This window comes from Streptomyces sp. NBC_00209 (assembly GCF_045206345.1).
GTDB lineage: Bacteria > Actinomycetota > Actinomycetes > Streptomycetales > Streptomycetaceae > Streptomyces.
In genome coordinates this window covers 1,760,809-1,781,613 of sequence record NZ_CP108121.1, presented here as the reverse complement: position 1 = coordinate 1,781,613, position 20,805 = coordinate 1,760,809, and the positions used below count along the sequence as shown (strand labels likewise).

Annotated in this window: 17 protein-coding genes; 11 read left to right on the top strand and 6 right to left on the bottom strand. The window is 72.3% G+C overall.

All coding sequences use genetic code 11. From position 1 onward, the window contains the following. The first annotated feature begins 235 nt into the window (after window positions 1-235). From OG867_RS07705 to OG867_RS07675, 7 genes are all read left to right on the top strand, one after another. A complete protein-coding gene (locus OG867_RS07705; RefSeq protein WP_406283819.1) occupies window positions 236-3,091 on the top strand; it encodes a putative bifunctional diguanylate cyclase/phosphodiesterase in 2,856 nt (951 codons plus the stop codon). A 215-nt stretch (window positions 3,092-3,306) separates the two neighbouring features. Further along, on the top strand, window positions 3,307-5,163 hold the full coding sequence (locus tag OG867_RS07700) for an acetolactate synthase large subunit (protein WP_406283817.1): 1,857 nt from the start codon (window positions 3,307-3,309) through the stop codon (window positions 5,161-5,163). A 22-nt stretch (window positions 5,164-5,185) separates the two neighbouring features. Beyond that, window positions 5,186-5,713 carry an acetolactate synthase small subunit gene (gene ilvN / locus OG867_RS07695; protein WP_327370018.1) on the top strand — a complete coding sequence of 176 codons (528 nt, stop codon included), beginning with the start codon at window positions 5,186-5,188 and terminating at the stop codon, window positions 5,711-5,713. A 106-nt stretch (window positions 5,714-5,819) separates the two neighbouring features. After that, entirely contained in the window at window positions 5,820-6,821 is a 1,002-nt protein-coding gene (gene ilvC, locus OG867_RS07690) for a ketol-acid reductoisomerase (RefSeq protein ID WP_406283814.1), read from the top strand. Between the two features lie 216 nt (window positions 6,822-7,037). Then, window positions 7,038-8,630: a phosphoglycerate dehydrogenase gene (serA, locus tag OG867_RS07685; protein WP_328902539.1), complete on the top strand. Its 1,593-nt coding sequence runs from the start codon at window positions 7,038-7,040 to the stop codon at window positions 8,628-8,630. Between the two features lie 85 nt (window positions 8,631-8,715). Next, window positions 8,716-9,309, top strand: a complete 594-nt coding sequence (locus OG867_RS07680) for a TetR/AcrR family transcriptional regulator (RefSeq protein WP_328902540.1) — start codon at window positions 8,716-8,718, stop codon at window positions 9,307-9,309. Further along, complete coding sequence (locus OG867_RS07675) at window positions 9,306-9,836, top strand: hypothetical protein (protein WP_406283812.1); 531 nt, start codon at window positions 9,306-9,308, stop codon at window positions 9,834-9,836. The genes OG867_RS07680 and OG867_RS07675 overlap by 4 nt, the downstream gene beginning before the upstream one ends. Before the next feature lie 12 nt (window positions 9,837-9,848). Here the strand turns inward: OG867_RS07675 and OG867_RS07670 are convergent, their stop codons facing one another. Continuing rightward, window positions 9,849-10,994 (bottom strand): helix-turn-helix domain-containing protein, encoded by a 1,146-nt coding sequence (locus OG867_RS07670; protein ID WP_328902542.1) that lies wholly within the window; start codon window positions 10,992-10,994, stop codon window positions 9,849-9,851. A 188-nt stretch (window positions 10,995-11,182) separates the two neighbouring features. Here OG867_RS07670 and OG867_RS07665 point away from each other — a divergent pair, with 188 nt between their 5' ends. Both OG867_RS07665 and pruA read left to right on the top strand, forming a co-directional pair. Beyond that, entirely contained in the window at window positions 11,183-12,109 is a 927-nt protein-coding gene (locus OG867_RS07665; RefSeq protein ID WP_406283810.1) for a proline dehydrogenase family protein, read from the top strand. A gap of 40 nt (window positions 12,110-12,149) precedes the next feature. Continuing rightward, the gene (gene pruA / locus OG867_RS07660; protein WP_328902544.1) at window positions 12,150-13,781 is read left to right on the top strand and encodes an L-glutamate gamma-semialdehyde dehydrogenase; all 1,632 of its coding nucleotides are present in this window, start codon (window positions 12,150-12,152) and stop codon (window positions 13,779-13,781) included. Window positions 13,782-13,868: 87 nt separating this feature from the next. Here the strand turns inward: pruA and OG867_RS07655 are convergent, their stop codons facing one another. The 4 genes from OG867_RS07655 to OG867_RS07640 form a co-directional block, all read right to left on the bottom strand. Then, window positions 13,869-15,080 carry a lysophospholipid acyltransferase family protein gene (locus tag OG867_RS07655; protein ID WP_406283808.1) on the bottom strand — a complete coding sequence of 404 codons (1,212 nt, stop codon included), beginning with the start codon at window positions 15,078-15,080 and terminating at the stop codon, window positions 13,869-13,871. Next, window positions 15,077-15,937 carry a phosphatidate cytidylyltransferase gene (locus OG867_RS07650; protein WP_406283806.1) on the bottom strand — a complete coding sequence of 287 codons (861 nt, stop codon included), beginning with the start codon at window positions 15,935-15,937 and terminating at the stop codon, window positions 15,077-15,079. Before OG867_RS07650 ends, OG867_RS07655 begins: the two co-directional genes overlap by 4 nt. After that, a complete protein-coding gene (locus OG867_RS07645; RefSeq protein ID WP_328902547.1) occupies window positions 15,934-16,506 on the bottom strand; it encodes a CDP-alcohol phosphatidyltransferase family protein in 573 nt (190 codons plus the stop codon). The genes OG867_RS07650 and OG867_RS07645 overlap by 4 nt, the downstream gene beginning before the upstream one ends. An 81-nt stretch (window positions 16,507-16,587) precedes the next feature. Further along, window positions 16,588-17,598, bottom strand: a complete 1,011-nt coding sequence (locus OG867_RS07640; RefSeq protein WP_406283803.1) for an NADP-dependent oxidoreductase — start codon at window positions 17,596-17,598, stop codon at window positions 16,588-16,590. Between the two features lie 102 nt (window positions 17,599-17,700). Between OG867_RS07640 and OG867_RS07635 the strand changes: the two genes are divergently transcribed. Both OG867_RS07635 and OG867_RS07630 read left to right on the top strand, forming a co-directional pair. Beyond that, the gene (locus OG867_RS07635) at window positions 17,701-18,579 is read left to right on the top strand and encodes a LysR family transcriptional regulator (RefSeq protein ID WP_406283801.1); all 879 of its coding nucleotides are present in this window, start codon (window positions 17,701-17,703) and stop codon (window positions 18,577-18,579) included. A gap of 273 nt (window positions 18,580-18,852) precedes the next feature. Beyond that, window positions 18,853-18,984, top strand: coding sequence for a hypothetical protein (locus tag OG867_RS07630; protein ID WP_018102494.1), 132 nt, complete (start codon window positions 18,853-18,855; stop codon window positions 18,982-18,984). A gap of 168 nt (window positions 18,985-19,152) precedes the next feature. On the opposite strand, the gene OG867_RS07625 is transcribed toward OG867_RS07630, so the two are convergent. Continuing rightward, window positions 19,153-20,718 (bottom strand): purple acid phosphatase family protein, encoded by a 1,566-nt coding sequence (locus OG867_RS07625; RefSeq protein ID WP_406283799.1) that lies wholly within the window; start codon window positions 20,716-20,718, stop codon window positions 19,153-19,155. Window positions 20,719-20,805: the final 87 nt, after the last annotated feature.

Genomic DNA, 20,805 nt, shown 5'->3' with positions numbered 1-20,805 from the left:
AGGTCGTCACGGAGAGTAGAGGAACTATGTCCCTGAGTGACGAGTCTGGTGTATCGTCCCGAAAGGGGTGTCGCGCCGTGGCAGGGACGGCGCCGGGGAGCCAGCCACACGCGAGGGGGCGACGGGCGATGGACGGCCGATGGGCGAACGATCCGACACGACAAGGGCGGCGACGGCGCGCGGAGGGCCCGGTGCGCCGGTGGCGCAGCCGGCCGGGGACCTCGGGAGGGCCGCGGTGAGCGCCCCGGCGAGCGCCCGCGGAGCGTTCCTCACCCGGCAGTCCGGGGCGGGCCGCACCTCCGCGCTGCTCCCGCAGCTCGTCCTCGCCCTCGTCTGCGGCGGTTACGCGGTGGGCGCGACCACCGGCTGGGGCTCGGCCCAGGTCGCCCTGTTCATGGGGGACTTCGGCCTCAGCGCCGCCGCCCTCGCCGCCGCCGTCTCCTGCTTCCTCTACGCCCGCGTCGCCGACCCGAGATTCCGCCCGGCCTGGCTGCTGTTCGCGCTCTCCTCGCTGATGGCCGCGGGCGGCAACGCCGTCTGGGGCTGGTACGAGTGCGTGCGCGCGGTCCGGGTCCCGAGCCCGTCCCTCGCCGACGTCTTCTTCCTCTGCTTCGCGCCGCCCGCGATCGTCGGACTCCTCGTCCTCGCCAAGCGGCCCGTCACCCGTGCCGGCTGGGTCTGCCTGGCCCTCGACTCCTGGCTGATCGGCGGCTCGCTGCTCACCCTGTCCTGGAGCCTCGCCCTCGCCCACACCGCGCACGTCGCGGACATCGAGGGCGACAGCGTGGCCCGCGCCGCGCTCTCGCTGGCCTACCCGCTGCTCGACATCGTGCTCGTGTCGATGGTCCTCGCCCTGCACTTCCGGCGCTCCAGCGTCAACCGCGCCGCGGTGAACACCGCCATCGCCGCGCTCGCCCTGACGGTGCTCTGCGACGCCCTGTTCACCTCGCCGCTGCTCCGCCAGACCTACCACTCCGGCCAGTTGCTCGACGCCGGCTGGTTCGCCGGCTCGCTGCTCCTCGCGTACGCGCCCTGGGGCGCCGCGCGCGACGCGGACAACGCTGTCCAAGCCGAGGAGGAGCGGGCGGATCCGGCCGCCCCGCGCACCACCAGCCGCCCCATCGCCGGCTCACTGGCCGCGCTGACCCCGTATCTCGCCGCGGCCGTCTGCACCCTGGGCATCCTGTACAACGTGATCGAGGGCCGCCGGGTGGACCGCGTCGTCGTCCTCACCGGGTGCACGGTGGTCCTCGCGCTCGTCGTCCGCCAGGGCATCATGCTCCTCGACAACATCGCCCTCACCCAGGAACTGGCCCAGAAGGAGAACCACTTCCGCTCCCTGGTGCAGGGCTCCAGCGACGTCATCATGATCGCCGCCCCCAGCGGCGTCCTGCGCTACGTCAGCCCCGCCGCCGCCGGTGTCTACGGGCGCGACGCGGACGAGCTGGTCGGCGCCGAGCTGTCCTCGATCATCCACCCCGACGACCTCGGCCGGGTCGTCCACGAGGTCCGCCGCTTCCTCGCCGCCCCGCCCGGCGAGGAGCCCGCCACCCGCATCGAGTGCCGCTTCCGGTCCGGCTCCGGCGACTGGCTCAACGTCGAGTCCACCGTCAACCGCCACCAGGGCGGCCTGATCCTCAACAGCCGGGACGTCACCGAACGCGTACGCCTCCAGGCCCAGTTGCAGCACAACGCCGAGCACGACCCGCTCACCGACCTGCCCAACCGGGCCCTGTTCACCACCCGGGTCCGCCAGGCGCTCTCCGGCCGCCGCGCCGGGGACGCGGGCACCGCCGTCCTCTTCATCGACCTGGACGGCTTCAAGGCGGCCAACGACCGGCTCGGCCACCAAGCGGGCGACGAACTGCTCGTCCAGGCCGCCCGCCGCCTCCACGAGTCCGTCCGCTCCGGGGACACCGCCGCCCGCCTCGGGGGCGACGAGTTCGCCGCCCTCATCGTCGGCGACGCCGGCCGCGAGCAGGACGCCCGCGAGTGCCAGGTCCACGAGATCGCCGACCGGCTGCGCCTCACGCTCTCCGAGCCCTACCGCGTCGGCGACGGCGAGGTCCGGGTCACCGCCTCCATCGGCGTCGCCTTCGCCGAGCCCGGCATCACCCCCAACGACCTCATGCGCAACGCGGACCTCGCCATGTACCGCGCCAAGGCCGGCGGCAAGAACCGCGTCGAGCTGTACGCCCCGCAGATGCAGGCCGACGTGGTCCGCCGCTCCGAGCTGGCGACCCGGCTGCGCGGCGCCCTGCGCGACGGCGAGTTCGCGCTCCTCCACCAGCCCGTGGTGCACCTCGCCACCGGCCGGGTCGCCGCCGTCGCCGCCCAGGCCCGCTGGCGCTCCGCCCAGGGCATCCTGTTCACGCCCGCCGAGTTCCTGCGGATCTCCGAGGACGGCGACCGCACCGCGGAGCTGGGCCGCTGGCTGCTCGAAGAGGCCGTCGAGCAGGCCGCCGACCGGGCCAGGGCGGGCCACCGGACCGCGGTGTCCGTCCGCCTCCCGGCCCGCCGGCTGCTCGACCGGGGCTTCCCGGCCGGCTCCGTCGAGGCGCTGCTCACGCGCTACGGGCTGCCCTCCGGGGCGCTCATGATCGAGGTCGCGGACAGCGATCCCCGGGTCCCCTTCGAGGACCTGGAACAGCGGCTGGCCGCGCTGCGCCGGCTGGGCGTCCGGATCGCGCTCGACGGCTTCGGCAGCGGCTACGCCGCGATCAACGCCCTGCGCCGCCTCCCCATCGACGTGCTCAAGCTGGACCGGGGCCTGGTGGAGGGCGTCGTGGAGTCGGCCCGGCTGCACAAGATCACCAGCGGGCTGCTCAGGATCGCCTGCGACCTCGGCATGCAGTCCGTGGCCGACGGCGTGGACGTCCCGGAGCAGGTCCTCGCCCTGCGCGCCATGGGCTGTACGCACGGCCAGGGCGCGGCCTTCTCGGGGCCGCTGGACGAGTACCGGCTGCGCCGCGCCCTGGTTCGCGGCACGTTCCCGGTGCCCGCCGGGGTGCCCGCGCAGAAGGTCCTCACGGGCGGTGCGACCCCGTCCCTCAGCCGCTCACATGGTGAGACGTCCGTCCCACCCACTTGACACTCCACGTGCGTCGGAGAGAGGGTCAATGCCATGCGCACCCGAATTCTCGTACTTGGAAAGCGCGTCGGCTGAAGCAGGGTCCTCCATGACACTCTGCGGACCGCACCGGCGCGCTCCCCTCGCTTGCCTCACGGCACGAGGGGTTTTTTGTTGCACCGGACCAGGCAAAACGTCGTAAAACACTCGCAAAAAACCTCAGCTTCGAGAAGAGAATGCCGATGACCGAGCAGGCCACCGGGGCCCACCATCCCCAGCCGCGGGCCCGTAGCGGCGGATCGCCCTCCGCCACCGTTGAGCACGTCACGGGTGCGCAGTCCCTCATCCGCTCCCTCGAAGAGGTGGGGGCCGACACGGTATTCGGCATTCCCGGCGGCGCGATCCTTCCGGCGTACGACCCGATGATGGACTCGCAGCGCGTCCGGCACGTCCTGGTCCGCCACGAGCAGGGCGCCGGCCACGCGGCCACCGGTTACGCGCAGGCCACCGGCAAGGTCGGTGTCTGCATGGCCACCTCGGGCCCCGGCGCCACCAACCTGGTCACCCCGATCGCCGACGCGTACCTGGACTCGGTGCCGATCGTCGCGATCACCGGCCAGGTGGCCTCCGCCGCCATCGGTACGGACGCCTTCCAGGAGGCGGACATCTGCGGCATCACGATGCCGGTCACGAAGCACAACTTCCTGGTCACCAAGGCCGAGGACATCCCGCACACCATCGCCGAGGCGTTCCACATCGCCGCCTCCGGCCGCCCGGGCCCGGTCCTGGTCGACATCGCCAAGGACGCGCTCCAGGCGAAGACCACCTTCAGCTGGCCGCCGGTCATGGACCTGCCCGGCTACCGCCCGGTGACCAAGCCGCACGCCAAGCAGATCCGCGAGGCCGCCAAGCTCATCACCCAGGCCAAGCGCCCGGTGCTCTACGTGGGCGGCGGCGTCATGAAGGCCGGGGCCACCGCCGAACTCAAGGTGCTGGCCGAGCTGACCGGAGCGCCCGTCACCACCACCCTGATGGCGCTCGGCTCCTTCCCCGACAGCCACCCGCTGCACGTGGGAATGCCCGGGATGCACGGTGCGGTCACCGCCGTCACCGCGCTGCAGAAGGCCGACCTGATCGTCGCCCTCGGTGCCCGCTTCGACGACCGCGTCACCGGCAAGCTCGACAGCTTCGCCCCGTACGCCAAGATCGTCCACGCGGACATCGACCCCGCGGAGATCGGCAAGAACCGCGCGGCCGACGTCCCGATCGTGGGCGACGCCCGCGAGGTCATCGCCGACCTCGTCCAGGCCGTCCAGGCCGAGCACACCGAGGGCCACACCGGGGACTACAGCGCCTGGTGGAAGGACCTCAACCGCTGGCGCGAGACCTACCCGCTCGGCTACGACCTCCCCGAGGACGGCAGCCTCTCGCCGCAGCAGGTCATCCAGCGCATCGGCGAGCTCGCCCCGCCGGACACGATCTTCGCCGCGGGCGTCGGCCAGCACCAGATGTGGGCCTCGCACTTCATCCAGTACGAGCAGCCCGCCACCTGGCTCAACTCCGGCGGCGCCGGGACCATGGGCTACGCGGTCCCGGCCGCGATGGGCGCCAAGGCCGGCATGCCCGACCGCACGGTCTGGGCGATCGACGGCGACGGCTGCTTCCAGATGACCAATCAGGAGCTCACCACCTGCGCCCTGAACAACATCCCGGTCAAGATCGCCATCATCAACAACGGCGCGCTCGGGATGGTCCGCCAGTGGCAGACCCTGTTCTACAACCAGCGGTACTCCAACACCGTGCTGCACTCCGGCGCCGACACCGACGGCAACGCGGCGAAGGGCACCCGGGTGCCCGACTTCGTGAAGCTCTCCGAGGCCATGGGCTGCTACGCGATCCGCTGCGAGGACCCGGCCGACCTGGACAAGGTCATCGCCGAGGCGAACGCGGTCAACGACCGCCCGGTCGTCATCGACTTCATCGTCCACGAGGACGCCATGGTGTGGCCGATGGTCGCCGCCGGCACCTCCAACGACGAGGTCATGGCCGCCCGGGGCGTCCGCCCCGACTTCGGCGACAACGAAGACGACTGAGAGACAGAGAGAGACCGACCTCATGTCCACCAAGCACACGCTCTCCGTCCTGGTCGAGAACAAGCCCGGTGTCCTGGCCCGGATCACCGCCCTGTTCTCCCGCCGCGGCTTCAACATCGACTCGCTCGCGGTCGGCACCACCGAACACCCCGACATCTCGCGCATCACCATCGTCGTGAACGTCGAGGACCTGCCTCTGGAGCAGGTCACCAAGCAGCTCAACAAGCTGGTCAACGTCCTGAAGATCGTCGAACTCGAGCCGTCCGCTGCGATCCAGCGCGAGCTCGTCCTGGTGAAGGTCCGCGCCGACAGCGAGACCCGCTCCCAGATCGTCGAGATCGTCCAGCTGTTCCGCGCCAAGACCGTCGACGTCTCGCCCGAGGCCGTCACGATCGAGGCGACCGGCGGCGCCGACAAGCTGGAGGCGATGCTCAAGATGCTGGAGCAGTACGGCATCAAGGAGCTCGTCCAGTCCGGCACCATCGCCATAGGGCGCGGCGCGCGCTCGATCACCGACCGGTCCCTGCGCGCCCTCGACCGCTCGGCGTAGAGCCGGAGGTCCCGCCGCCCCGCTCGTATGGCGAGACCCGAAAACGTATCTGACGCACCCCGCCGTACGGTGGGACGCAACACCTGCACACCAAGGAGAAGACCCAGTGGCCGAGCTGTTCTACGACGACGATGCCGACCTGTCCATCATCCAGGGCCGCAAGGTCGCGGTCATCGGCTACGGCAGCCAGGGCCACGCCCACGCGCTGTCGCTGCGTGACTCGGGTGTCGACGTCCGTGTCGGTCTGCACGAGGGTTCCAAGTCCAAGGCCAAGGCCGAGGAGCAGGGCCTGCGCGTGGTGACCCCGTCCGAGGCCGCCGCCGAGGCCGACGTCATCATGATCCTCGTCCCGGACCCGATCCAGGCCCAGGTCTACGAGGAGTCCATCAAGGACAACCTCAAGGACGGCGACGCGCTGTTCTTCGGCCACGGCCTGAACATCCGCTTCGACTTCATCAAGCCGCCGGCCGACGTCGACGTCTGCATGGTCGCCCCCAAGGGCCCGGGCCACCTGGTCCGCCGCCAGTACGAGGAGGGCCGCGGCGTTCCGTGCATCGTGGCCGTCGAGCAGGACGCCACGGGCAACGGCCTGGCGCTCGCCCTCTCGTACGCCAAGGGCATCGGCGGCACCCGCGCCGGCGTCATCAAGACGACCTTCACCGAGGAGACCGAGACCGACCTCTTCGGCGAGCAGGCCGTCCTCTGCGGTGGCACCGCCGCCCTGGTGAAGGCCGGTTTCGAGACCCTGACCGAGGCCGGTTACCAGCCGGAGATCGCGTACTTCGAGTGCCTGCACGAGCTGAAGCTCATCGTGGACCTCATGTACGAGGGCGGCCTGGAGAAGATGCGCTGGTCCATCTCGGAGACCGCCGAGTGGGGCGACTACGTCACCGGCCCGCGCATCATCACGGACGCCACCAAGGCCGAGATGAAGAAGGTTCTCACCGAGATCCAGGACGGCACCTTCGCCAAGAACTGGATGGCCGAGTACCACAACGGTCTGCCCAAGTACAACGAGTACAAGAAGGCCGACGAGAACCACCTCCTGGAGACCACCGGCCGTGAGCTGCGCAAGCTCATGAGCTGGGTCAACGACGAGGACGCGTAACCCCCGAGCCCCGGGGGCGGGTCACCTCCGCCCCCGGGGCCCACGCACTCGTGCGGGTGATCCTTCCGAAGGGGCGCTGATCGGGGTCTCGCGCATGACTACACTGCTCCACATATACGCGTCAGGCCCACAGTGTCGTGCGTCTTCCACGCGGCAAGCCCCTCCACGCCTGCGGCCGTCGGGACGGCCGTCCGCACTGGATCTGTGAGGACTCACGTGAGCTCGAAACCTGTCGTACTCATCGCTGAAGAGCTGTCGCCCGCCACGGTGGACGCCCTGGGCCCGGACTTCGAGATCCGGCACTGCAACGGCGCGGACCGCGCCGAGCTCCTCCCCGCCATCGCCGATGTCGACGCCATCCTGGTGCGCTCCGCCACCAAGGTCGACGCCGAGGCCATCGCCGCCGCGAAGAAGCTGAAGGTCGTCGCCCGCGCGGGCGTCGGTCTGGACAACGTCGACGTCTCCGCCGCGACCAAGGCCGGCGTCATGGTCGTGAACGCGCCGACCTCCAACATCGTCACCGCCGCCGAGCTGGCCTGCGGTCTGCTCGTGGCCACCGCGCGCCACATTCCGCAGGCCAACACCGCCCTGAAGAACGGCGAGTGGAAGCGCTCGAAGTACACCGGCGTCGAGCTGAGCGAGAAGACCCTCGGCGTCGTCGGCCTCGGCCGCATCGGCGTCCTGGTCGCCCAGCGCATGTCCGCCTTCGGCATGAAGATCGTCGCCTACGACCCCTATGTGCAGCCCGCGCGCGCCGCGCAGATGGGCGTCAAGCTCCTCTCGCTGGACGAGCTCCTGGAGGTCGCCGACTTCATCACCGTGCACCTCCCGAAGACCCCCGAGACGCTGGGCCTGATCGGCGACGAGGCGCTTCACAAGGTGAAGCCCACCGTGCGCATCGTCAACGCCGCGCGCGGCGGCATCGTGGACGAGGAGGCGCTGGCCTCCGCGCTCAAGGAGGGCCGCGTCGCCGGCGCCGGTCTCGACGTGTACGCGAAGGAGCCCTGCACGGACTCCCCGCTCTTCCAGTTCGACCAGGTCGTCTGCACCCCGCACCTCGGCGCCTCCACCGACGAGGCCCAGGAGAAGGCGGGCATCGCGGTCGCCAAGTCCGTGCGCCTCGCGCTCGCCGGTGAGCTCGTCCCGGACGCGGTCAACGTCCAGGGCGGCGTCATCGCCGAGGACGTGCGCCCCGGGCTGCCGCTCGCCGAGAAGCTGGGCCGGATCTTCACCGCGCTGGCCGGCGAGGTCGCCGCCCGCCTCGACGTCGAGGTCTACGGCGAGATCACCCAGCACGACGTCAAGGTGCTCGAACTCTCCGCGCTCAAGGGCGTGTTCGAGGACGTCGTGGACGAGACCGTGTCGTACGTGAACGCTCCGCTGTTCGCCCAGGAGCGCGGGGTCGAGGTCCGCCTCACCACCAGCTCCGAGTCGCCCGAGCACCGCAACGTGGTCACCGTCCGGGGCACCCTGTCCGATGGCCAGGAGGTCGCCGTCTCCGGCACGCTGGCCGGTCCCAAGCACCTCCAGAAGATCGTCGCGATCGGTGAGCACGACGTGGACCTGGCGCTCGCCGACCACATGATCGTGCTCCGCTACGAGGACCGCCCCGGCGTCGTCGGCACGGTCGGCCGCATCCTCGGTGAGGCCGGTCTGAACATCGCGGGCATGCAGGTCTCCCGTGCCGACGTGGGCGGCGAGGCGCTGGTCGTCCTCACCGTGGACGACGACGTCCCGGCGACCGTGCTCACCGAGATCTCCTCGGAGATCGGTGCCGCCTCGGCCCGCACGGTGAACCTCACCGACTGACCTTCCGGGCCTCACGCGTCCCCCCGTACCCGGTATGTAGACACGTGTCTTACACAAATGTCTGCATGCCGGGTACGCTGCTGTCATGGGACATCGTGCGGATCTGCTCGAAGGCGCCAAGCGCTGCCTGCTGGAGAAGGGGTACGCGCGCACCACTGCGCGCGACATCGTGGCCGCGTCGGGCACGAATCTCGCCTCCATCGGCTACCACTACGGCTCCAAGGACGCGCTGCTCAACCTCGCCTTCGTCAAGCTGACCGAGGAGTGGGGCGAACGGTTCGAAGGCCCCGCCGACGAGCCGGAGGTCCTGGCCGCCCCGCTCGACCAGTTCCGCGCTACCTGGGAACGGGTCATCGGGAGCTATGAGCAGACCCGGGCCGTCTGGCAGCTCCAGATGGAGGTCATCTCCCGGATCGACTCCGATCCCGAGCTGCGCAAGGCGCTCGCCGAACCGCAGCGCGCCGGCCGCGACGGACTCGCCGAGTCCATGATGGGCGTCGACCCCGAGGCCGACCCCGAGCGCGCCCGCGTCGCCGGCCTCTTCTCCCAGGCCCTCCTGGCCGGGGTCATGGTCCAGTGGCTGATGGACGCCGACACGGCCCCCTCCGCCCAGGACCTGACGGACGGCCTGAAGATCGTCCTGGAAGGCCGCGGCCAGGCCCCCGAGGGCCCCCGATGACCGTCCGGGCCGGCGAGCCCTTCGACCTCGCGCGCACCGCCGCCGAGGTGGCGGCCCTACTCACCGCCCCGCTCCCCGCCGCCGGCCCCACGGTGGCCGAGGGCGACCCGGACACGGGGGAGTGGCGGGCGACCACCGGCGAGGGCTTCCGGGCCGTCCCGCTCTGGGAGTCCGGGGCCGAAGGGGACGACGGCGACGACGAGGACGACCCCGACGAGGCGGAGGAGGCGGCCGAGGCCCGGCTCGACGCCCTCGTCGCGGAGCTGGACACCCGCTGGGGCCCGCACCACCGCGTCGCCGTCCATGTCGCGCTGCTCCTGAAGGAGGAGGGCGCCCCGGTCCCCCCGCTGTTCGACGCCCTCCTCGCCGAGGACTGCTACGGCGACCTGGCCGCCTGGGGCCCGCTCCCCGGGGACCGCTGGGTCGGCGTGAGCGTCGGACGCAGCGACGGGGACGCGCCCCTGGTCATGGCCGCCGTGGTCAGCGACCGCCCGATCACCGCCCCGCCACCGCCCGCCTGGCTGTGAGCCCCCGGCGCCTCACCGTAGCCGGGCCGCCTTCAGGGCCATGTGGAGCAGCAGCCGGTCCTCGCCGTCGTTGAGGTCGAGGCCCGTCAGCTGCTGGACGCGGGAGAGGCGGTAGTACAGCGTCTGGCGGTGGATGCCCAGCTCGGCGGCGGTCCGGGACGCCTGGCCCGCGCAGTCCAGGAACACTTCCGCGGTGCGGGCCAGGTCCCGCTGGGCCGGGGTCAGCAGGGGGCGCACGGCCGGGTCCGGCACGGCGTCCGGGGCGAGCGCGGTCAGCGTGCGGTACGGGCCGATGGCCGGCCAGTCGGCGACCGGGCCGAACCGGGTCTCCGCCGCCGCCGCCCGGGCCGCCGCCGACGCCTCGTGCCAGGCGTCCGCCAGCTCCGCGAGGCCCCGGCGCGCGACCGCGATCCCGGCGGTGGCGGTCTCCCCGGCAGTGGCGCGCAGCCGATTCGCCGCGGTGAGCGCGGGGTCCAGGACCTCCGGCGACCGCAGCCGGATCAGCGCCGCCAGCGCGGGCGGCCCGGACCGGCCCGGCAGCGGGGCGGCGGTCAGCGCCGCCGCCGAGGGGACGGTGCGCACGGCGGGCGCGGCCTCCGGCCACGGGGCCACGCACACCACGGTGTGCAGCCCGTCCGCGTCGGGGCCCAGCGCCTCGGCGAGCGCGGCGACCGCCATGTCCCGCTGCCAGCCGCGCCCGGCGGCCAGCACCGCGCCGAACTCCCGGGACAGGTCGGTGCCCGCCCGCTCCTCGTCGGCGAGCAGCGCGCCGATCCGGGCGGCGACGTCCATCGCCGCGTCGAGCTGGCGGTCGGTCGGCCCCGGGTCGGCGTCGAGCAGCCACACGTAACCGAGCACGACACCCCGATGGCGTACCGGCAGGCAGATGCGGTCGCGGTAGACGCCTGCCTCGGGGGCGGCGGGGATGCGCAGGGGGCCGGTGGCGCGGGTGATGCCGAAGTTCTCGAACCAGGCGCGGACCGCCGGGGTGGAGCGGCGGGTGAGGATCGACCGGGTGCGGACCGGGTCCATCGCCGTGGTGTCGTCGCTGTCGTGGGCCCCGAAGGCGACCAGCCCGAAATCCCGGTTCTCCAGCGTCGCGGGGACACCGAGCAGCGCGGAGATCTCGTCCACCAGCTCCTGGTAATCGTCCTTCACCCGGCCATTCTCGCACCCCTTCAGACATATGTCTGAGATCCAGTCCACGGATGTGTGGCAGCTGTCGATGGCAGGGATTCGGCGCGATCCTTAGATTTCACGGTGGTTCTCCGTGCTGTACCGCTTATGTTCGTTACACGGCATAGACGGCGGTGTGGCTTCGTTCGTACTTTCCGTGGAGGTGCCCCGTGCTGGGTCCCGTGATTCTCGCCGCGTCGCGAAGCGACAAGATGCGCCGGTTCATCTCGGCCGCGCCCGGCACCAAGCAGGTCGTGGACCGCTTCATCGCCGGTGAGACGGTCGGCCAGGTCGTCCCGGTCATCGAGGACGCCGCCGGCAAGGGCCTCGAAGTCACTCTCGACGTCGTCGGCGAGGACATCACCACGCCCGAGCAGGCCGCCGCCGCGCGCGACGCCTACCTGGAGCTGGTCGAGCGCCTCAAGGACCTCGGCCTGGGCGCCAGGGCGGAGATGTCCGTCAAGCTCTCGATGTTCGGCCAGTCTCTGGACGGCGGCCACGAGCTGGCCCTCGCCAACGTGCGCCCCGTCGTGGAGGCGGCCGCCGCGATCGGCACCACGGTCACCCTGGACGCCGAGGACCACACCACCCTCGACTCGATGTTCGCCATCCACGAGGAGCTGCGGAAGGACTTCCCGCAGACCGGCTGCGTCATCCAGGCGTACCTCTTCCGCACCGAGGAGGACGCCCGCCGCCTCGCCGACGCCGGCAGCCGCGTGCGGATCGTGAAGGGCGCCTACAAGGAGCCCGCCTCCGTCGCGTACCAGGGCAAGGGCGAGATCGACAAGGCGTACGTCCGCATCCTGAAGACCCTCATGCAGGGCGAGGGCTACCCGATGATCGGGTCCCACGACCCCCGCCTGATCGCCATCGCCCAGGAGCTGGGCCGCAAGGCCGGGCGCAAGCTGGACGAGTACGAGTTCCAGATGCTGTACGGCATCCGCAGCGACGAGCACATCCGGCTCGCCGCCGAGGGCCACCGCATGCGTGTCTACACCGCGTACGGCACCGACTGGTACGGGTACTTCATGCGCCGCCTCGCCGAGAAGCCGGCCAACCTGCTGTTCTTCGGCCGCTCCATCCTCACCAAGGGCTGAGCACCCCTCCACCCCCTCTACTTGAAGGAGCAAGGACACCATGGACGCTGTGACCCAGGTCCCCGCGCCGGTCAACGAGCCGGTCCACTCCTACGCCCCGGGCTCCCCGGAGCGCGCCCGCCTGGAGGCCAAGCTCAAGGAGCTCAGCCAGAACCCCATCGACCTGCCGATGACCATCGGCGGCGAGAAGCGGATGGGTGGCGGCGAGCGCGTCGAGGTCGTGCAGCCCCACAACCACAAGGCCGTCCTCGGCACCTTCGCCGGTGCCACCGAGCAGGACGCCCAGGACGCGATCGACGCCGCCCTGGCCGCCGCCCCGGCCTGGCGCGCGATGTCCTTCGACGACCGCGCCGCGATCATCCTGCGCGCCGCCGAGCTGCTGTCCGGCCCGTGGCGCGAGACGCTGGCCGCCTCCACGATGCTCGGCCAGGGCAAGACCGCCCAGCAGGCCGAGATCGACTGCCCCTGCGAGCTGGTCGACTTCTGGCGCTTCAACGTGCACTACGCGCGCCAGATCCTCGCCGAGCAGCCCCCGGCCAACTCCCCGGGCGTGTGGAACCGCATGGACCACCGCCCGCTGGAGGGCTTCGTCTACGCGATCACGCCGTTCAACTTCTCGGCCATCGCCGCCAACCTGCCGACCGCGCCCGCGCTCATGGGCAACGTCGTCGTGTGGAAGCCGTCCCCGACGCAGACCCACGCCGCCGTGCTGCTCATGCAGCTCCTGGAGGAGGCCGGTCTGCCCAAGGGCGTCATCAACCTGGTGACCGGCGACGGCATCGCCGTCTCCGAGGTGGCCCTGAACCACCGCGACCTGGCCGGCATCCACTTCACCGGCTCCACCCCGACCTTCCAGCACCTGTGGAAGACCGTCGGCAACAACATCGCCAACTACCGCACCTACCCGCGGCTCGTCGGCGAGACCGGTGGCAAGGACTTCGTCGTCGCCCACCCGTCGGCCGACCCCGCGATCCTGAAGACCGCGCTGACCCGTGGCTCCTTCGAGTACCAGGGCCAGAAGTGCTCGGCGACCTCGCGCGCCTACATCCCGGCCTCCATCTGGAACTCGGGCTTCAAGGAGGCGTTCGCGGCCGAGGTCGACTCCATCACCATGGGTGACGTCACCGACCTGTCGCACTTCATGGGCGCCGTCATCGACGACCGCTCCTTCGCGAAGAACAAGGCCGCGATCGACCGCGCCGCCGCCGACCCGGCGTGCACGATCGTCGCGGGCGGCAGCTACGACGACTCGGTGGGCTACTTCGTCCGCCCGACCGTCATCGAGTGCACCGACCCTTCGAGCGAGGTCTTCACGACCGAGTACTTCGGCCCGATCCTCGCCGTGCACGTCTACGAGGACGACCGGTACGACGCGATGCTGGAGCAGATGGAGTCGGTCTCCGACTACGCCCTCACCGGTTCCGTCATCGCCAACGACCGCGCGGCGGCCGCGTACACGATGGAGAAGCTGCGGTACGCCGCGGGCAACTTCTACATCAACGACAAGTCGACCGGTGCCGTCGTCGGCCAGCAGCCCTTCGGCGGCGGCCGCGCCTCGGGTACGAACGACAAGGCCGGCGCCCCCCAGAACCTCCAGCGCTGGACCCTCACCCGGGCCATCAAGGAGACCCTGGTCCCGCCGACCGAGTACACCTACCCCCACCAGGGCTGACGCCCTCCGGGGCGCCCGTCGCCCCGCCCCGAGTCCCGCCCCCCGTCCGGTTCCCCTGCCGGACGGGGGGCGGTTTCCATGGAGGGGTCAGCCCCACCCGCGCACGATCAGCCCCAGCCCCACCGCGAAGCCGCCGCCGAGCAGCACCAGGTAGGGCCCGTACAGCCGGCGGTGGCGGCGCAGCAGCAGGCCGAACGCGCCGAAGGCGAGCCCCACCGTCAGGGTCCGCGCGCCCCGCGCCGCCGCCGAAGCGGCCACCCAGTCCGCCGCGGGCACCGAAGCCCGCCCCGCCTCAGCCGCGTACACCTTGAACGGGATGCCGTTCCACGGCTGGTGGCGGACGGCCCGCGCCCCCTCCACCGCCAGCTCCGCGCGGACCTCCGCCCGCATCCGGTCCGTGGTCAGCGGCGCCGGCAGGTGCAGGCCCCCCGCCGCCAGGTGCAGCGCGAGCAGCCCGCTCACCAGGCTCCCGGCCAGCGCGCCCAGCGACATCCTCAGGGCCGCGCGCGGCACCGCCACGCAGACCACCGCGAGCAGCAGCTCCGGCATCAGCGGCCAGCTCAGCGCCTCCGCGAACGCCCAGCAGAAGGCCAGCGGCAGCCCCACGCGGGACGTGACGACCGAGGCGACCCGCCTGCGCACCGCGGAGTCCCGCAGCGGTTCGGCGGCCGTACGGTCGTGCAGCGCGCGCACCGCGTCGCGGGCCGCCTCGGGGGTGACCCCGGAGGGCAGCGGCGCCCCGACCGTCACCCGGACCAGCGACGAGCGCAGCCGGCCGTGCTTGGGCAGCAGCCGGTCCGTGCCCGCTATGCCCACCGGCACGACCGGGACGCCCGCCTCCTCGGCCAGGACCAGCGCGCCCTTGTGGAACGAGCCGAGGGTGCCGTCCTCGGCACGGGTGCCCTCCGGGAAGAGCACGACCGCCCGGCCCTCGCGCAGCTCGCCGGTCATCGTCAGCAGGTCCGCCATCCCGCCGCCCGCCCGCCGCACCGGGAACCCGGCCGCCAGCCTGCGGCAGATCCGGCGCCGCCACGGAGAGGCGAACCAGTAGTCCGCCGCCGCGCCGATCGCCGGGCTGTGCCGGGCGTCCAACGCGGCCAGGAGCGCCGCCGTGTCCGCGTGCGAGCTGTGGTTGGCGACGACCACGCAGCCGCCGCGCGGCAGCCGGCCGCGCCGTTCGATGCCGCCGGTGAGGCTGAGCACGCCCCACCACAGCCCGCGCCGCAGCGCGGAGGCGACCCGCGAGCGGACCGGGAGGACACCGGAGGTGCGTACCAGCGTGCTTCCGAGAGGCTTCACGTCATCACCATCGCCAGGAGGAGGGCCACCAGCAGGGAGTCGATCCGGTCGAGCAGGCCGCCGAAGCCCGGCAGCCAGCTGCCCGCGTCCTTCACCCCGGACTCGCGCTTGACCATGGACTCGACCAGGTCGCCGAGCACGCAGCCGCCGACGACCGCCGCCCACAGCGACGGGCTGAACACGCCGAGCACCAGCAGCAGCGCCCCGGTGGCGGCGGCCGCGCCCAGCACCCCGGCCCACGTCTTGTTCGGGGAGAGCGGCGAGAGCGGCCGGGCCAGCGGACCGCGCCGCCCCAGCGCCGTACCGCCGCACCAGGCGCCGACGTCCCCGAGCGCCACCGCCAGGCCCACCGCGACCGCCGTGTCCCCGAGCGTGACCAGGCCGGTCAGCGCGAGCGGGATCCACAGCAGCCCGAAGGCGGTCCGGGCGGTGCGCGTGAAGCCCGTGCGATCGTCGCCGCCCAGCACGGAGGGGAGCGCCGCCGCGACGAGCAGCAGGGCCGCCGCGCGCAGGTCCAGCGTGTGCGGGGCGAGCCAGGCCAGCGCCGGGAGGGCCGCCGACGCCGCCGCGAGGACGGCCAGGTCGCCCCGGCGCAGCCCCGCCATCCGGGCGTACTCACCGGCCGCGACCACGCCGAGCCCGGCGGCCAGCGCGTACGTGCCGCCGCCGCCCAGGAAGAACGCCCCAAGGAAGACCGGGGCCACCAGCGCCCAGGTCCGCCAGCGCCTGCGGAGCTCGGCGCGCATCCGGACCCTCGCGGGCAGCACCGCGACGGCGACCCCGCCCGCGCCCAGCACGCCCGCGACCAGCGGCACCGCGCGGACGGCGGCCTCCTCGGCGATCAGGACGGCGCTCATGCGAGCTCCCGCCAGAGGCCGGCCAGCCGGAGCGCGGCGGTGAGCAGGGAGCCCGCGGCGATCACGGCCAGGACCGGGACGGCCCAGCCGCTCGCGGCGGCGATCACGACGAGCAGGCAGCGCTCCGTCTTGCCGACCGGGCCCCCGTTGCGGCGGGGCGCCCCGGCGGCGGCCCCGGCCAGCGACACCCAGGAGGGCAGCGTGGCCGCGAGACCGGCCAGCGCGACGAGCCAGAGCGGGGCGAGCGTCAGGAAGCCGGCGAGCACGACCAGGTCGGCGACCCGGTCGCCCAGTTCGTTGAGGACGGCGCCGCGCCGGGTGGTGCGGCCGGTGTCCCGGGCGAGCGCCCCGTCCAGGTTGGCGAAGGCGAGCCGCGCCGCGAGCAGGAGGGCGACCGGCAGGGCGGCGACCGGGGCGGGCAGCCAGGCCAGGGCGGCGGCGGCACCGGCCGCGGCGGCCACCCCGGCGGCGGTGAGGGTGTCGGGCGACACCTCACGGCGGACCAGCGAGGCGCGGACGCCGGAGAGCCGGTCCGCGTACCAGGGCTTGAGAGCGTAGAGGCCGTTCATGACCGCAACTCTCGTGCGACGCACGTTTTTTCGACACGGCCCGGGTACTCACGTACGCCTGAGTACGCGCGCGGCCCGGCCCTACGCGGCCGTGCGGATCAGCATCTTCCCGGTGTTCTCGCCGCGCAGCATGCCCAGGAAGCCGTCCACGGTCCGCTCGAAGCCGTCCACGACCGTGACGTCCGGGGCGATCCCGCCGCTGCGCAGGTGCGGCACCAGCAGCGCCTCCAACTCGCCCTGCGCATCGCGGTGGTTGCGGACGAGGACGCCTTCGAGGCGCAGGCTCTTGCCGACCACGTCGAACAGGTTGCGCGGGGCGGGCGGCGGCGTGTGCGCCGAGTGGTACTGGGCGATGGCGCCGACCCAGGCGATGCGGCCGGAATCGCGCATCGCCGCGATCACGCCCTCCAGATGATCGCCGCCCACGTTGTCGACGGCGGCGTCGATCCCGTCCGGCGCGGCCTTCGCCAGCAGTTCGCCGACCGGCCCGTCGTGGTAGTCGAACGCCGCGTCGAAGCCGAGCTCCCCGGTGAGCCGGGCGACCTTGGCGGCCGAGCCCGCGCTGCCGACGATCCGGCCGGCGCCGAGCAGCCGGGCGATCCGGCCCACCGCGGTGCCCACCCCGCCCGCGGCGGCGGAGACGAAGAGGTCCTGGCCGGGGCGGAGTTCCAGGACGCGGGTCAGGGCCGCGTAGGCGGTGAGGCCCGTGCCGCCGAGGATCGAGAGGTGGGCGGTCAGCGGGACCCCCTCGTACGACGGGAGGCGGCGGGTGCGGTCGGTACCGGCGGTGACCAGGGCGTGGGTGCGCCAGCCCTGCCGGTGGAAGACGAGGTCGCCCTCCGCGAGGCCCGGGTCGCGGGAGGCGGTGACCCGGCCCACGGCACGACCCTCCAGCGGGGCGCCCAGCTCCCAGCCACCGTCCATCTCCTCGCGGTGGTACGGGTCGACGGAGAGGTAGAGGTTCTCCACCAGGGCCTGTCCGGGGGCGGGGTCGGGCACCGGTGAGTCGGTCAGGGTGAAGAGGTCCGGGGTGGGGAAGCCCGTGGGGCGGGCGGCCAGACGGAAGCTGCGGGCGGTGCGTGTCGTCGTCATGGCAGCGACCGTAGGAAGGAACTTTCCGGCCCGGCAGAGGGTTGCGTCGATGGAAAGGCCGTTTCCATGAACGGCGTTCATGGAACGAGGGGAACCCGCACGATGGCCGACCTGAACCCGCAGGAGCTGCGCATCCTGCTCGCCGTCGAGAGCGCGGGCAGCTTCTCCGGCGCCGCCGCCGCCCTGGACATGACGCAGTCCGCCGTCTCCCACGCGATCCGCACCACCGAACGCAGGATCGGCGCGGTTCTCTTCGAACGGGGCCGTAAGGGTGCCATGCCCACCGCGGCGGGCTCCACCACCCTCGGGTACGCCCGGCGCGTGCTGCGGCTGCTGGAGGTGATGGGCGCCGAGGCGCGGGCGGCGGTGGCCGGACCCGGGGCGGACGCCGTACCGGCCGGGCCGCTGCGGATCGCGGCCTTCCGCAGCGCCGCCCTGCATCTGCTGCCGCCCGCGCTGGAACGGCTGCGGACCCGGCACCCGGGGATCGAGCCGGTGGTGCGGGTGGTGCGCGAGCTGGGGCGGGGCACGGCGGGCGAGGTCCTGGACGGGCGCGCCGATCTGGGGATCGCGACGGTGGGCGGCTCCTCACCGGTGCCGGACGAGCTGGTCGGGGGAGTGCTGCGGGAGGAGGAGTACGCCCTCGTGCACCCGGCCGGTCATCCGGCGCCCCGGACGCTCCCGCTGCTGGACTGGGCCGAGAACTGCACCTCGTACACCCGGGAGTGGTGGGCGGCGCAGGACTGGATCCCGCGGGCGACCGTGGAGGCCGAGGACGACGGAGCGGTGCTCTCGATGGTGTCCGCCGGTCTCGGCATGGCGATCATGCCCGGACTGTCCCTGTGCGGAGCACCCGACTCGGTTGAGATCACCGCTCTCGGACCGGAGCGCCCGACCCGCTCCGTGGGCTATGTCACCACCCCTGAGCTGGCACGATCCGCCGCGGTGCGGGCCCTGATCAGGGAACTGCGAGCGAGCTGAGAGTGAGCGGCGGGTGAGCCGCCGTAAACCGCCGTCTCAGATAGTAGGAAGTCCGAGTAATTGTGGAGACAGACCGGCCGGGCTGTTCTAACTTTGTAGGAGCCGAACGTCTCGCTAGATCAAGCGACTGGCGGTCGAGAGCGCGTGCCCTGTGCAGGCAACCCCTGCGGCGCCCGTTCCCCGCCCCTTCCGGCGCCTCGAAATCAACGATCTCGACATCACCCCACGCTGTTCGATCTCGAAATCCTCGCGATCTCAAGGAGTCGATCCACCATGGCCGAGACCACCACCCGCCGCCGTGTCCGTCACGCCCACCGCCCGACCGAGTCGGAGCGGCAGGCTGCCGCCGCCGCCCTGCAGCGCGCCCTCGACCGCAGGGACAACGGCGGCTCCACCGGTCACTGACCGGGCCTGGGGCCTTTCGTTTGGATCATGCTGGGCTCGCGGGGCGTGGCACGCACGTCTGCCGCGTTGTCGTCGGTTGCCAACGCTCCGCGTTGTCGCCCTCCTCCGCCTTGCAGCCGCACGCACCACGCCCCGCTCCCTGGTCCAGCCTGATCCAAACGAAAGGCCCTAACCCCGGCTGATCTCGAAGTGGTCGACGCGTTCGCCCGACTCGGCGAGCGCGGTGACCTTCATCCGGGGGCGCCGTCCGGCTTCCACCTCCACCGCGAGGAACGAGAAGCCGGTGTACCGCACCCGCGACCACTCCACGGTCTCGGTGGCCTTCGCGCCGCCCTTGGCCACGTGGTACGTGTCCACGCTCTCCAGGTCCGCGACGTGCCCCTCGTAGCTGTCGGGCACCGGGAAGTCGTACAGCGCCTTGCCCGCGCCGCCCGCCGTGACGTAGACGATGCCGTCCCGGCGGGGGTCGGTGCTCTCGCCGATCGGCACCGGGCGCTTGACGGCGTTCCTCAGGATCGCGTCGGTGCGTTCGTAGACGTGGTTGTGCCCGTTGATGACCAGATCCACCTGGTGCTTCTCGAAGAGCGGCACCCAGGCGTCCCGCACCCCGCCGTCCGAGGCGTGCGCGTTGGTCGTGGAGAACGCGCAGTGGTGGAAGAAGACCACCAGGAAGTCGATGTCGTGGCGGGCCCGCAGCTCGCCGAGGCGCCGGTCCAGCCAGCGGGTCTGCCGGCCGCCGCTGATGCCGAAGTTGGCGGGGATCTCGTAGCTGACGTCGTTGGCGTCGAGCGCGATCACGCCCACGTTGCCGTGGACGAAGGAGTAGGCGCCGGGCTGGTTGACCGGGTCCGGGCCGTTGTCCGGCAGGGTCCAGCGCGCGTTCTGGCCGCCGTAGCCGTCCGGCGAGTACCACGCCTCCATGTCGTGGTTCCCGGTCGTCACCATCCACGGCACCGTCTTGGAGACCGTCTCCGTCTGCGCCAGGAACTGGTCCCAGGTCCGCGCGTCGTAGGTGTCGGTGGTCTGCCCGGAGCCCGACGGGTCCGCGTAGCAGATGTCCCCGGCGTGCAGGTGGAAGGCCGGGTTCTGGCCCAGGATCAGCTGGTCGTTGCCGAGCGCGTGGTAGCTGACGCCCTGGTCGCCGAAGGCGGTGAAGGTGAAGTTCTCCGCCCGCGCCGGCGCGGTGGTGAAGGTGCCGAGCGTGCCCAGGTTGCGCGCGTCCGCCGGGTCGAAGCCCTCGTGGCCGACGCCGTAGTAGTACGTGGTGCCGGGCCGCAGCCGCTCCAGGGACGCGTGTACGTAGAACTGCTCGGCCGCCGCGATCTTGCCGTTGTTCAGCTGCGGCGTCGTCAGGTGGCGCACCTCCGCGTCGATCCGCCGGCTCAGCCCCCACGGCTTCAGCCCGATGCGGATGTACGGGCGGCGCACCGCGAACGGCACCTGCCAGGAGACCGCCATCTGCGTCCTCGGGTCCGCCCCGTACGCCAGGTGCCGGCCGAAGGGGGCGACCAGCGCGCCGTCGACCCGGGTGGTGCTGTGCGAGGTGAGTACGGTGGGGGCCGCGTACGCGGGGGAGGAGGCGAGGCCGATCCCGGCGCCGGCCACGGCCGCGGTCGCCACGCCGGTGCGCAACGCCCCGCGGCGGGTGAGCCGGGTGCGGAGGTAGTCGTGCTGCTCGGCCATGCTCATGCGGCCGGCGAGCTTCTCGGGGATGCCGAAGCGAGGGATGTCCATGGGCGACAACCTCCACCGCCCGGCTGACGCCCTCCCGCCGAATAGGTGAACGGTACACGTACAGATGATCATGTGTCCGTATGGTGG